This is a genomic window from Bradyrhizobium sp. USDA 3397 (assembly GCF_054060965.1).
Map to the genome: position 1 here is coordinate 6,083,593 of NZ_JBSSDS010000001.1, position 13,168 is coordinate 6,096,760.

Annotated in this window: 12 protein-coding genes; 5 read left to right on the plus strand and 7 right to left on the minus strand. The window is 64.8% G+C overall.

The window, feature by feature from the left end:
* Positions 1–25: 25 nt before the first annotated feature.
* The gene (locus ACVWYQ_RS28105) at positions 26–619 is read left to right on the plus strand and encodes a GNAT family N-acetyltransferase (RefSeq protein ID WP_456726583.1); all 594 of its coding nucleotides are present in this window, start codon (positions 26–28) and stop codon (positions 617–619) included.
* Positions 620–808: 189 nt separating this feature from the next.
* On the opposite strand, the gene ACVWYQ_RS28110 is transcribed toward ACVWYQ_RS28105, so the two are convergent.
* The 3 genes from ACVWYQ_RS28110 to ACVWYQ_RS28120 are packed head-to-tail and all read right to left on the minus strand — an operon-like array spanning position 809 to position 2,823.
* Complete coding sequence (locus tag ACVWYQ_RS28110; RefSeq protein ID WP_404654839.1) at positions 809–1,405, minus strand: hypothetical protein; 597 nt, start codon at positions 1,403–1,405, stop codon at positions 809–811.
* A 2-nt stretch (positions 1,406–1,407) separates the two neighbouring features.
* Positions 1,408–1,827: a DUF6636 domain-containing protein gene (locus ACVWYQ_RS28115; protein WP_404654840.1), complete on the minus strand. Its 420-nt coding sequence runs from the start codon at positions 1,825–1,827 to the stop codon at positions 1,408–1,410.
* A gap of 12 nt (positions 1,828–1,839) precedes the next feature.
* A complete protein-coding gene (locus ACVWYQ_RS28120) occupies positions 1,840–2,823 on the minus strand; it encodes a threonine/serine dehydratase (RefSeq protein ID WP_404545863.1) in 984 nt (327 codons plus the stop codon).
* Positions 2,824–2,850: 27 nt separating this feature from the next.
* On the opposite strand from ACVWYQ_RS28120, the gene ACVWYQ_RS28125 reads away from it, so the two are divergent.
* Positions 2,851–3,153 carry an ArsR/SmtB family transcription factor gene (locus ACVWYQ_RS28125; protein ID WP_456726584.1) on the plus strand — a complete coding sequence of 101 codons (303 nt, stop codon included), beginning with the start codon at positions 2,851–2,853 and terminating at the stop codon, positions 3,151–3,153.
* 142 nt (positions 3,154–3,295) lie between these two features.
* On the plus strand, positions 3,296–3,925 hold the full coding sequence (locus ACVWYQ_RS28130; protein WP_456726585.1) for a glutathione S-transferase family protein: 630 nt from the start codon (positions 3,296–3,298) through the stop codon (positions 3,923–3,925).
* Between the two features lie 361 nt (positions 3,926–4,286).
* Here ACVWYQ_RS28130 and metH read toward each other — a convergent pair whose 3' ends face one another.
* Both metH and metF read right to left on the minus strand, forming a co-directional pair.
* Entirely contained in the window at positions 4,287–8,129 is a 3,843-nt protein-coding gene (gene metH, locus ACVWYQ_RS28135) for a methionine synthase (protein ID WP_456726586.1), read from the minus strand.
* A 6-nt stretch (positions 8,130–8,135) separates the two neighbouring features.
* Positions 8,136–9,056: a methylenetetrahydrofolate reductase [NAD(P)H] gene (gene metF, locus ACVWYQ_RS28140; protein WP_404545869.1), complete on the minus strand. Its 921-nt coding sequence runs from the start codon at positions 9,054–9,056 to the stop codon at positions 8,136–8,138.
* Between the two features lie 372 nt (positions 9,057–9,428).
* Here metF and ACVWYQ_RS28145 point away from each other — a divergent pair, with 372 nt between their 5' ends.
* Complete coding sequence (locus ACVWYQ_RS28145; RefSeq protein WP_404545871.1) at positions 9,429–10,448, plus strand: LLM class flavin-dependent oxidoreductase; 1,020 nt, start codon at positions 9,429–9,431, stop codon at positions 10,446–10,448.
* 157 nt (positions 10,449–10,605) lie between these two features.
* On the opposite strand, the gene ACVWYQ_RS28150 is transcribed toward ACVWYQ_RS28145, so the two are convergent.
* Complete coding sequence (locus tag ACVWYQ_RS28150; RefSeq protein WP_404545873.1) at positions 10,606–11,463, minus strand: prephenate dehydratase; 858 nt, start codon at positions 11,461–11,463, stop codon at positions 10,606–10,608.
* Between the two features lie 21 nt (positions 11,464–11,484).
* Positions 11,485–12,225: a 3-deoxy-manno-octulosonate cytidylyltransferase gene (locus tag ACVWYQ_RS28155; RefSeq protein WP_035998024.1), complete on the minus strand. Its 741-nt coding sequence runs from the start codon at positions 12,223–12,225 to the stop codon at positions 11,485–11,487.
* A 231-nt stretch (positions 12,226–12,456) separates the two neighbouring features.
* On the opposite strand from ACVWYQ_RS28155, the gene ACVWYQ_RS28160 reads away from it, so the two are divergent.
* Entirely contained in the window at positions 12,457–13,011 is a 555-nt protein-coding gene (locus ACVWYQ_RS28160; protein ID WP_109142421.1) for a c-type cytochrome, read from the plus strand.
* The last annotated feature ends 157 nt before the right edge of the window (positions 13,012–13,168 follow it).

The window sequence follows — 13,168 nt, forward strand, 5'->3', positions numbered from 1 at the left end:
GCCCACAACAAAAGAAGCAAGAAACATGATCGTCCCCGACGGCTATTCCGACGTCCCGAACGGCAAGATCGCCGCAATCGTCACCCATCTGGAGATGACCACTCGCCCCGCGCGCCGCGATGATCCGCCCGGCGCCTGGACCTTGCGCAAGGTCGATGCGCCCGCGCTTCCCTGGTACCGCGACCTCTTCCGCCGCGTCGGCGAAGACTGGCTGTGGTTCTCCCGCGCCCGCATGCGCGACGCCGAACTCGCCGCAATCATCCACGCGCCCGGCATCGAAGTCTACGCCCTCGCCCTCGACGGCCGCGACGAAGGCCTGCTCGAGCTCGACTTCCGCGAGGCCGGCCAGTGCGAGCTGACCTATTTCGGCGTCACCGCTGGCCTCATCGGCACCGGCGCCGCCGGCTTCCTGATGAACCGCGCGCTGGAGCGCGCTTGGTCACACGACGTCCGCCGCGTCTGGGTCCACACCTGCACCCTCGACCACCCCTCTGCCGTCGCCTTCTACCAGCGCTCCGGCTTCCGCCCCTTCCGCCGCCAGATCGAAGTGGCGGATGATCCGCGCCTTGACGGCACGGCACCGCGCGATGCGGCGAGACATGTGCCGATCATTGAATAACGCGCGGCCGCTCCCTCACCGTCATTGCGAGGAGCCCTTGCGACGAAGCAATCCAGAATGTCTGTATGGAGAGATTCTGGATTGCTTCGCTTCGCTCGCAAGGACGGAGTGCTGCGCTGCTGTCAATCTTCCAATTAGCGGCCGTGGATGGGGTAACGGGCTGACCCATTCGGATTGGTGCGCTCCGGACTACTGGAATGCACGAACACTCGGCTCCAGAAGCTCATAAGGAGCGAGACGCCATAATCGCTCGGGGAGCGGCTGCACGGGAGGAGCCTGAAGCTCTCCGTAGCTGGAAAGCAGTGGGAGGCTAGGCATCCACCGATGGATGACGAACACCACGCGATATTGCTTGGCCGCAGGCAGCCTTTGCCTGTAGTCGGTCCTGATCTCCGTCTCGCCGTCTGCCGTCAGGAACATCTCGTTCCACGTCATCTCCGAGTGGTCCTTGGGGTTGGCCGGGTCAATCTGAGCGAAGTCATGGGGATTAAATCGTGGGTCCGGATTCTTCACCAGCACCTCGAGAACCGCGGCGTCGTCCATATAGAAGCGCAGCTCGCTTTCCAGATCCTGTCGCTCCTCAGGAGTCAACGGCACCATCTCGTCACCCCTGCCGCCGAGACGGAGGATATCCTTAACTTCTTCGCTGAAATTAGGCGGATCGTGCGAATCGATCAGCTCCCGGATGAAGCGGGCATAGGTGGCCTTGTCGGCGCTGAACGAGTAGACGCCCAAGATACTGAGCGATGGATTCTCGTCGGCATTCTTGTTGTTCTGGTCGAGCATGCTCAAAACACATCCTGCTTCCCTCGCGCCAGCGAAAACCCCCGCTGCATCGCGTTGAAGCACGTCAGCCCCATCTGCTCCGACCGGCAGGTGAATCCCCCGCGCTGCCACACCTCGCCATAGGCCAGCGCCGGCAGCGACGGGTCCATCACGGTGTCGCCGGCGCAGATGCGCCCCGCAGTGCCCTTCGCGCTCATCTCGAAGGCGTGGCCCCAGTCGAGCTCGCAATCGGCCGGCCGGCGCGGGCGCGCGTCCATGTTCATGATGTCGCAGCGGAGCACGCCCTGACCGTTGTCGGTGAAGAACTGGCAGGCGATGTTCTTCGACGGCGTCAGAAAGCCGATCGGACGGTCCTGCGCGTGACCAGCGCCGATCATCGGCAGCAGGATGGAGAGCAGGATCAGCCCGCGCGGTCCCGTCATGTCATTTCCCGCTCAGCTGTCGAGATTCACCGCCGTCGTATTCGCCCCGCAGACAAGAATCGCGACGCGTTCGCCGGCCGAGGGACGATAGCGGCCGGAGAGCACCGCGGCAAAGGCAGCGGCGCCGCCGGGCTCGGCGACGAGGCGCAAGTGCGACCACAGCGCGGCCTGCGCCTGGCGGATCGCATCGTCGCTGACCAGGACGACACGCTCCACATGGGCCCGCGCGAGCGGAAACATCAGCTCGCCGACCCGGCGCGGCGCCAGGCTGTCGGCGGCGAGACCGCCGGCCGGCGCATCGACCGGCGCGCCCGCCTCGAACGCGGCGTGCAGCGTTGGCGATTGCTCCGGCTCGACCGCGACGATGCGCGTCCTGCCGGCGTACCACGCCGCAATGCCGCCGATCAGCCCGCCGCCGCCGACGGCCACCAGCAGCGTGTCGATGCCGGGAGCATCCTGCTCCAATTCCAATCCGACGCTGCCCTGGCCGAGCAGGGTTTCGGCCTGATCGAAGGCATGGACGGCCAGCGCGCCGGTCTGCGCGACATGCGCCTCGCTCGCGGCGAGCGCATCGGCGTAGCGGCTGCCTGCGATCACGAGCTTTGCGCCATAGTTCCTGATCCGCTCGGCCTTGGCCGGCGAGGTGATGTCGGGCACGAAGATCGTGGCGGGAACGCCGAGTCGCTGCGCCGCATAGGCGACCGCCGCGCCGTGATTGCCGCCGGATGCGGCGACGACACCTGACTGCGGCACCTGCCGCAGCAACAGATTGGCGAAGGCGCCGCGCGCCTTGAACGATCCGGAATGCTGCAGCATCTCGAGCTTGAACGTGACCGGCGCGGCCGGCAGGCCGAAATCGGCGAGGTCGGCCTGAAGCAGCGGCGTGCGCCTGATATGCGGACGGATGACCGGCTCGGTCGCCGCGATCCGCTCCCGTGTGATGTCCATTGTCGCTGTCATGATGCCGTCCAGGATAGCCCAAGTGAGAGTTGACATCAATTAGGTAATTAGCAAAATGGCTAAATGAAGTTTGCCCTCGCATTGCGCGCGCTCGCCAACGAACGCCGCCTGCAGATCCTGGAATGGCTGCGGGATCCGCGGCGGCATTTTCGCGAGCAGGAAGACGGCGATCTGGTCGAGGACGGCGTCTGCGGATTGCTGATCGCCGAGAAGCTCGGGGTCAGCGCGCCGACATTGAGCGAGCACATGCGGGTGCTGACGGCGGCCAAGCTGGTGCGCGCCAAGCGGATCAAGCAGTGGACGATGTACAAGCGCAACGAGCCCGCCATCGCCGCGATCAAGCGCTCGATCCAGGACGGCCTTTGAGCGTGGTGCGCAGTGAGGCCGCCGCGGACGTCGTTGCAGCCGGCGCAATGCTCCCTTTCCGAGATTTTTGTTGCGCCGCGCCGGGCTGGTCGTGGAGACTGATCGGCCCTGCGGTGTTCAATGATCGAGAAGAGCGAGAACCATGTTCCTGATCGGCCAATATGATTCCCCCTTCGTCCGCCGCGTCGCGATTGCGCTCCGGCTTTACGGGCTCGCCTTCGAGCACAGGCCATGGTCGACCTTCGGCGATGCCGACAAGATCGCGCCGTACAATCCGCTCCGCCGCGTGCCGACCCTGGTGCTCGACGACGGTGAGGCTTTGATCGAGAGCACGATCATCCTCGATTATCTCGATGACCTCGTCGGCGCGGACAAGGCCATGCTGCCGCGCGGCGGCACCGAGCGGCGCAAGCATTTGCGCATCTGCGCGCTCGCTTCCGGCCTCGGCGACAAGGCGGTGAGCCTGCTCTACGAGCGCGTGCTGCGGAAGGAGCAGCTCGCGCTGTGGGTCGAGCGTTGCCAGGCGCAGATCGCGGACGTGCTCAAGGTGCTCGAAGCCGAGCGCGCCAAGGTGACGACACCGTATTGGCTGGGTGACCGAACCGGCCACGCCGATGTCGCCGTCGCCTGTGTCGTCCGCTTCACCCGCGAAGCGCATCCGCAGCTGTTCGACGCCGCGCGCTATCCGGCGCTCGCGGCCCATAGCGAGCGTTGCGAGGCACTGGCCCCGTTCAAGGAGATCGCGCAGCCGCTATCCCCGCCGAAGGGGTGAAGGCTCTTACCCTCCCCTGGAGGGGGAGGGTCGATCGCGCGCAGCGCGAGCGGGGTGGGGTGATCTCTCCACTCGGGCAGTTTCAAGGAGGAGAGACCGTCACCCCACCTCGGTTCGCATTTCGCTTCGCTGCATGCGAACCGATCCTCCCCCTCCAGGGGAGGATGGGCACCGTGCGCGTAGAGCGAAAGGCATCCACCACTAGCTCGCTTCAGTCGCCATAGCAGCCGATGATGCCATAATACCCCTGTTTTGCCCGACGTCGCAACACGATTTCGGCAAGGCCGAAAATCTTCAAGCCTTTTCAACCCCATCGCTACTGTGCATGGGGTTGTTTTCCACGTTTGTGTTTCGGCGGCCCCTAACCCACGCCGGCGCGCTTCTTCTGCCAGACCAAGTGCACCGCGCAGGTGCAGCCCGGCGGATGCGAGGCGAGGTCTTTCGGCATCTCGTCGTTCGCCGGCGTGGCGGCGAACGGCTTGTCCTGCGAGGGGATGTAGTTCAGCACCGGCGCGAGCCAGCGCTCGGCTTCGGCCACGCTCATGCCCTTGCGCGCCGCGTAGTCCTCGACCTGGTCGCGCTCGATCTTGCCGACGCCGAAATAATAGCTTTCGGGGTTTGCAAAATAGAGGCCGGAGACGGACGAGCCCGGCCACATCGCAAAGCTCTCGGTCAGCTTCACGCCGGCGGTGGCTTCGGCGTCGAGCAGCTCGAACAGCGTTGCCTTTTCGGTATGATCAGGCTGCGCGGGATAGCCGGGCGCGGGGCGAATCCCGGAGTACTTCTCCAGGATCAGTTCCTCGTTGGAGAGCGCCTCGTCCGGTGCATAGGCCCAAAACTCGCGGCGCACGCGGGCATGCATGCGTTCGGCGAAGGCTTCGGCGAGGCGGTCGGCCAGCGCCTTGCACAGGATCGAGGAGTAATCGTCGTTCGCCATCTTGAAGCGGTCGGCAACTGCATCCTCGCCGATCCCTGCGGTGACGACGAAGCCGCCGATATAATCGGGCACGCCGGCCGGCGCGATGAAGTCGGAGAGCGCAGCGTTGAAGCGGCCCTCGCGCTTCTCCAGCTGCTGGCGCAGCGTGTGCAGCGTCGCGATGCTCTTGGTCCTGTTATCGTCGGCATAGAGCACGATGTCGTCGCCTTGCGCGTTCGCCGGCCAGAAGCCGATCGTCGCGCGCGCCCGGAACCACTTCTCCTTGACGATCGTGTCGAGCATCTTGCGCGCATCGTCATAGAGCGAACGCGCGACCTCGCCGACCTTGGCGTCGTCGAGGATGGCGGGGAATCGTCCGGCGAGCTCCCAGGTCTGGAAGAACGGCGTCCAGTCGATGCAGTCGACGAGCTCGGCGAGATCGTAATCGTCGAAGCTCCTAATACCGAGGAAGGTCGGCTTCACCGGCTTGCTCTTGGCAAAATCGACCGGCACGCGGTTGGCACGCGCGTCAGCCAGCCTCAGCCGCTTCTTGTCGGCCTGCGCGCGCAGATGCGCCTCCGAGATCTTGGCGTATTCGGCCCGCACCTCGGCCGCATAGGCCTCGCGCTTCTCCGGCGAGAGCAGCGCGGAGGCGACGCCGACCGCGCGGCTGGCGTCGTTGACATGCACGACGGGACCGGCGCGATAGCTCGGGTCGATCTTGACGGCCGTATGCACGCGGCTGGTGGTGGCGCCGCCGATCAGGAGCGGCAGCCTCAAGCCTTCGCGCTGCAATTCGCCGGCGAAGAACGCCATCTCGTCGAGCGAGGGCGTGATCAGGCCTGACAGCCCGACGATGTCGGCCTTCTCGGCCTTCACCGTCTCGACGATCTTGGCTGCGGGCACCATCACGCCGAGATCGATCACCTCGAAATTGTTGCACTGGAGCACGATGCCGACGATGTTCTTGCCGATGTCGTGGACGTCGCCCTTCACCGTCGCGAGCACGATCTTGCCGGCGGACGAGGAGCCCTCGGTGCCGATGCCGCTGGCGAGGTTGCGCGCCTTCTCCTCCTCCATGAACGGCATGAGGTAAGCGACAGCCTGCTTCATCACGCGCGCGGACTTCACCACCTGCGGCAAAAACATCTTGCCGTCGCCGAAGAGGTCGCCGACCACGTTCATCCCGGCCATCAGCGGGCCCTCGATGACGTCGAGCGGGCGCGAGGACTTCTTGCGGGCTTCTTCGGTGTCCTGCTCGATGAACTCGGTGATGCCGTGCACCAGCGAATGCGACAGCCGCTTCTCCACCGGCCATTCGCGCCAGGCGAGATCGGCTTCCTTGCCTTCGGTCTTCTTGCCGCGGAACTTCTCCGCGAGCGCGAGCAGCCGCTCGGAGGCGCCCGCGTCGCGGTTGAGGACGACGTCCTCGCACACTTGCCGCAGCTCCGGGTCGATGTCGTCATAAACGATCATCTGACCGGCATTGACGATCCCCATATCCATGCCGGCCTTGATGGCGTGATACAGGAACACCGAGTGCATCGCCTCGCGCACCGGCTCGTTGCCGCGGAACGAGAAGGAGAGATTGGAGACGCCGCCCGAGACATGCGCGCCCGGCAGGTTCTGGCGGATCCAGCGCGTCGCCTCGATGAAGTCGACGCCGTAATTGTTGTGCTCCTCGATGCCGGTCGCGATCGCGAAGATGTTCGGATCGAAGATGATGTCCTCAGGCGGGAAGCCGACCTTGTTCACCAGGATGTCGTAGGCGCGCTTGCAGATCTCGGTCTTGCGCGCGAACGTGTCGGCCTGGCCGACCTCGTCGAATGCCATGACGACGACGGCCGCGCCGTGGCGACGGGCGATCTGCGCCTCGTGGATGAACTTCTCCTCGCCTTCCTTCATCGAGATCGAGTTGACGACCGGCTTGCCCTGCACGCATTTCAGGCCGGCCTCGATCACCGAGAATTTCGAGGAATCGACCATGATAGGCACGCGCGCGATGTCGGGCTCGGCGGCGAGGAGATTGAGGAAGGTCACCATCGCCGCTTCGGAATCGAGCAGGCCCTCGTCCATGTTGACGTCGATGATCTGCGCGCCGTTCTCGACCTGGTCGCGCGCGACCTGGAGCGCGGCCGTGTAATCGCCTGATGTGATCAGCTTGCGGAAGCGCGCCGAGCCCGTGACGTTGGTGCGTTCGCCGACGTTGACGAAGGGGATCGCGTCGGTCAGCACGAACGGCTCGAGTCCGGAAAGCCGCAGGCGCGGGGTGATCTCCGGCACGATGCGCGGCTTGTGCGGGGCCACTGCCGCAGCAATCGCCGCGATATGGTCCGGCGTCGTACCGCAGCAGCCGCCGACGATGTTGACGAGCCCGTCGCGCGCGAACTCGCCGATCAGCCGCGCCATGTATTCGGGCGTCTCGTCATACTGGCCGAACTCGTTCGGCAGGCCGGCATTGGGATAGGCGCAGACCAGTGTGTCGGCGACGCGGCCGATATCGGCGATATGCGCGCGCAGGTCTTCCGCGCCGAGCGCGCAGTTGAAGCCGATGGTAACGGGCTTGGCGTGCCGCACCGAATTCCAGAACGCTTCCGGCATCTGGCCCGACAGCAGGCGGCCGGATTTGTCGGTGATGGTGCCCGACACCATCACGGGCACGTCGATGCCGAGCTCTTCGGTGATCTCGGCGATCGCATAGAGCGCTCCCTTGGCGTTGAGCGTGTCGAAGATGGTCTCGACCAGCAGGAGATCGACGCCGCCGTCGATCAGGCCGCGGATCTGCTCGCCATAGGACTTGCGCAGATCGTCGAAGGTGACGGCGCGGTAACCGGGATTGGAAACATCGGGCGAGATCGAGGCCGTGCGGTTGGTGGGGCCGATGGCGCCGGCGACGAAGCGCGGCTTGCCGTCCTCGGCCGCGACGCGCCGTGCGGCGTTGCCGGCGAGGCGGGCGCCTTCGCGCGCCATCTCGTAGACGATGTCGGTGAGGTCGTAATCGGCCTGCGCGATCGAGGTCGTCGAGAACGTGTTGGTCGCGACGATGTCGGCGCCGGCGCGCAAATAGGCGGCGTGGATGTCCTCGATCGCCTGCGGCTGCGTCAGGATCAGAAGATCGTTGTTGCCGCGCAAGTCGCGATGGAAGTTCTTGAAGCGCTCGCCGCGGAAGGCTTTCTCGTCGAGCTGCAGATTCTGGATCATCGTGCCCATGGCGCCGTCGAGCACCAGGATGCGCTCGCGCGCGGCAGCGAGGAGGGCGGTTCGCTTGGGCGAAGTGGTCACGGTCATTTTCTCTTACGCCGCCTTCTGCGCGCTCTTGGCGCGAATGCCGAGCAAATGGCTGATCGCGAACACGAGATCGGCGCGGTTCATGGTGTAGAAATGGAAGGTGTCGACGCCGTGCTTGGCGAGCTTCTGCACCTGGCCGGCCGCAACGGTCGCGGCCACCAGCTTGCGCGTTTCGGCATCGTCATCGAGGCCCTCGAACTTCGCCGCGAACCAGTCCGGCACCGTGGTGCCGGCACGCGTCACGAAATTGCGCGCCTGCTTGAAATTGTGCATGGGCATGATGCCCGGCACGATCGGAATGTCGATGCCGCGCGCACGCACGCGGTCGAGATAGCGGAAGTAGAGATCGTTGTCGAAGAACACCTGCGTGATCGCGCGCGTCGCGCCGGCATCGACCTTGGCCTTGAGCGTGTCGATATCGGCATCGAAGTCGCGTGCTTCGGGGTGCTTCTCGGGATAGGCGGACACGGAGATTTCGATATCGCCGTGCCGCTTCTTGATCCCGGCGACGAGTTCGGCCGAGCTCTGATAACCCTCGGGATGGCTCGAATAGGGCGTGCCGATGCCACCGACGGGATCGCCGCGCAAGGCCACGATGTGGCGGACGCCGACCTCGTGATAGCGGTCGACGATCTCGTCGATTTCGCCGCGCGAAGCACCGACGCAGGTCAGATGCGCCGCCGGCAGCAGCGCGGTTTCTTTCAGGATGCGCGTGATGGTCGAATGGGTGCGCTCGCGCGTCGAGCCGCCGGCGCCATAGGTCACCGAGACGAATTTCGGCTCGAGCGGGGCCAGCCGGTTGACGGTCTCCCAGAGATTGCGCTCCATCTCTTCCGTCTTCGGCGGAAAGAATTCGAAGGAGATCGCAGCCCGCTTCAGGTGCCCGTCCTGCCGGTCGGCTGTCGCAGGCGTGGTCAGGTCAGTCATGGCACCACTCACTCCAATGTAGGCCGGTGATCGGGGTCTAGCCTCGGAGAGCTAAAATACGGCAAAGGCCCCTTGATCGACAGCCCATCATGCATGGGAAGTTGCCCATTCAGGTGCAGTCTGATGGGTAATTCTTGCGAATCATGTTTTGGGTGGGAAGCGCGCTGCACGACATAATGTGTTGAATTTTCAGATATTATCTCTCGTGAACATCTTTTATGGACCATTTTCTTGGTGGGCAGACCAGAATCGTCTGCAAAGTAGCGGCGGTTGTCCCAACTCCAGTGGCTGGCGTGCCCGCCCGTCCGTACACGTCAGGCCTGCGCAGCCTGCCCATTGCCGCTGCGACCGCCTCCATTAGGTTAAGCCGCCATGATCCCGCTCTCCGTCCTCGACCTCTCCGTCGTCACAACAAGCACCAAGCCCGCCGCGGCGCTGCGCAACAGCATCGATTTGGCGCGTCACGTGGATGGCCTCGGCTATGTCCGGTACTGGCTCGCCGAGCATCACAATCTCGCCTCCGTCGCGAGCCCCGCGCCCGACCTGATGATCGGGCAGATCGCGGCGGTGACGAAGCACCTCCGCGTCGGTTCCGGCGGGGTGATGCTGCCCAACCATGCGCCGCTGGTCGTCGCCGAGCGCTTCAAGATGCTGGAAGCACTGTTTCCCGGCCGGATCGATCTCGGTCTCGGCCGCGCCCCCGGCACCGATGGCGCCACGGCGTATGCGTTGCGGAGTCGGCTCGACCGCCGCGAGGGCGACGATTTCCTGGAACGGCTGCACGAGCTGATCCTGTGGGAGACCCGCGAATTCCCCGCAGGGCACCCCTACAACAACGTCGTCGCCATGCCCGACGACACCGCCCTGCCGCCGATCTGGCTGCTCGGCTCCAGCGATTATTCCTCGGAATTGGCCGCGCAGGTCGGCATGGGCTTCGCCTTCGCCCATCATTTCGCGTCCCACGACGCGATCGATGCGATGGTGCATTACCGCAATCGCTTTCAGCCCTCGGCCTGGCGTGCGAGCCCACATGCCATTCTCGCGGTCGCCGTCATCGCGGCCGATACCGACGAGGAGGCCGAAAGGCTCGCCTCGTCCTTCGACCTCAACCGTCTTCGCCGCGACCGCGGTCAATATCTGCCGCTGCCGAGCGTCGAGGAGGCGATGGCCTATCCGTATACGGACGCCGAGCGCACCTCGATCCTGCGTAACCGTTCGCGCCTGTTCGTCGGCAGTCCCGCGACGGTGCAGAAGAAGCTGCAGCCGCTAATCTACGCAAGCAAGCCGGACGAGCTGATGGTGATCACGGCGGTGTATGACCACGAGGCGCGAAAGAAGTCGTATTCGCTGCTGGCGGAGGCGTTCGGGCTGGCGCGAAGAGAAAACGCGTAACCGCTCTCGTGCCCCGGACGCAGCGCAGCACCATGAGCGCGTTTACGCGCGTCTTCGACGCACTACGGTGATGCGCTGCTGAGCCGGGGCCCATCGCAGCCTCGAGTATTGCCGCTCTTGGGTCCCGGCTCGCGCTTCGCACGTCCGGGACACGCCACTAATCCTGCACTTCGCTGAACGTGGCGCGGAACGGATGGCCCGGATAAACGCCGACGATGCGGAATTCGCGCGAGAAGAACTTCAGCTCCTCGATGGCGAAGGCGAGGCCCTTGTCATCGGGATGGCCGTCGACGTCGGCATAGAACTGCGTGGCGAAGAAATTGCCGTCGACCATGTAGCTCTCGAGCTTGGTCATGTTGACGCCGTTAGTGGCGAAGCCGCCGAGCGCCTTGTAGAGCGCCGCCGGCAAATTGCGCACCCGGAAAACAAAAGTCGTGACGAGCGGCCCGGTGCCTTGGGGCGCCCATTTCGGCTCGCGCGCCAGCACCACGAAGCGCGTGGTGTTGTGGGCCTCGTCCTCGATGTCCTCGGCGAGGATGTCGAGACCGTAGATCTTTGCAGCAAGGCGCGAGGCGATCGCGGCCACCGTCTTGTCCTGGCGCTCCGAGATGTCGCGGGCGCTGCCGGCGGTATCGGCATGCACGATCGGCTTGATGCCGAGCTTGCGGATGATGCGCCGGCACTGGCCGAGCGCATGCACATGGCTCTCGACGCTCTTGATGTCTTCGAGCTTGGTGCCCTTCACGGCCATCAGCTGATGCCGGACCGGCAGGAACCATTCGCCGACGATGAAGAGGCCGGACGCCGGCAGGAGGTGATGGATGTCGGCGACGCGGCCGGCGACCGAATTCTCGATCGGGATCATGCCGAGATCGGCCTCGCCCGACGAGATCGCCGACAGCGCGTCTTCGAATGTGGCGCAGGGCATCGGTTCGGCGTCGGGATAGGCCTCGACGATGGCGATGTGGGAATTGGCGCCAGGCTCGCCCTGGAATGCGATCTTCATCTTGCTCATGCTCGGCCTTGTAGCAGCGGCTCAGGATTTGGAAAGGATGCTGCGCGCGGTCTCGAGGTCCGCCGGCGTATCGACCCCGCGGGGCACGGTGTCGACGATGGTGAAATCGATGCGCATTCCGGCCTCAAGCGCCCGGAGCTGCTCGAGCTTCTCCTGCAATTCCAGCGGAGACGGCGGAAGAGAGACGTAGCGCTCCAGCGCGGCGCGGCGAAAGGCATAGAGGCCGATATGGTGATAACGCGGTCCGTCGCCGGTCGGGGCGGTCGCGCGGGTGAAATAAAGTGCGCGCATCCGCCTGCCGCCAACCGAGGTTCCGATCGCCTTCACCACGCTTGGGGCGAGATCCTCTTCCTCGGTGTGGATCCGCGAGGCCAGCGTCGCGATGTCCACGGCCGGGTCTTGCAGCGGCGGCAGCACCTCGCGGATGTTGTCGATCGTGATGGTCGGGAAATCCCCCTGGACATTGACCACGATCTCGGCTTTGCCCTCGGGATCGAGCTTCTGCATGGCCTCGTGGATGCGGTCGGAGCCGGAGGGGTGGTCGCCGCGGGTCATCACGGCCTCGCCGCCATGGGCGGTCACGACCGAGGCGATCTCGTCGGTGTCGGTGGCCACCGCGACCCTGCCGATTGCGGCGGCCTCGGCACGGCGCAGCACATGCACGATCATCGGCAATCCCGCGATATCGGCGAGCGGCTTGCCGGGCAGGCGGGTGGCGGCCATGCGAGCCGGGATCAGCACCAGGATGCGGGGATCGATCATCGGGTTCAAAGGTCTGAGGTCAAGAGCCTGAAAACGGAGCGTTTTCCGCACCGGGACATGGGATGGGGACGGGCCTGAAGCCGGGTCGCTTATACGGGTTGCCAGACCCCGGGCAAACCGATATCTCAATGGCAAAACTCGGGGAAACAATAAGGAACGTTTGATTCTCCGAGGCTCGTCCTGCGGCCATCCGGGCCGCTGTTTCCTTCTTGCGGTGGGGCCTGGCCGGAAATGGACTCTTTCGAACTCAATAAGATTCTCGGCGCCGTGTTCGGCACCTGTCTCTTCCTACTGGTGACGAGCTTCACCGCGAGTGCGCTGTTCTCCCCCAAGATGCCGGAAAAGCCGGGCTTCGAGATCGCGGTCAAGCAAGATGCCGGCTCCGGCAAGGAGGGCGCCGCTGCCGCCGCACCGTCCGAACCGATCGAAAAGCTGCTCCAAACCGCCTCCGTCGAGAAGGGCTCCGCGGCCGCCAAGAAGTGTGGCGCCTGCCATACCTTCGAGAAGGGCGGCCCGAACCGGGTCGGTCCGAACCTCTACGGCGTCGTTGGCGAGCCCAAGGGCCAGGGCCGTGGTGGCTTCAACTTCTCGGCCGCCATCAAGGCCAAGGGTGGCAACTGGAGCTTCGACGACCTCAACAAGTTCCTCGCCAATCCGAAGGGCTTCATTCCGGGCACCGCGATGGGCTTTGCCGGTGTTGCCAAGGATTCCGAGCGTGCCGATATCATCGCCTATCTGAATTCGCAGTCGGAGAAACCTCAGCCGCTGCCGACGGCGTCAAAATAAGGTCCCAAGAACCGGCGCTCGAATACGGCCAGGCTGAAAAGTCTGGCCGTTTCCTTATCCGGGCCTCGCGGCGACGTTATCGGGGCGTTTGGCCGCATCCGATAGGCCGGCCGGGCTTCCAAGATGAGGAAAAAGCAACATATTCGGTCGAAACCTC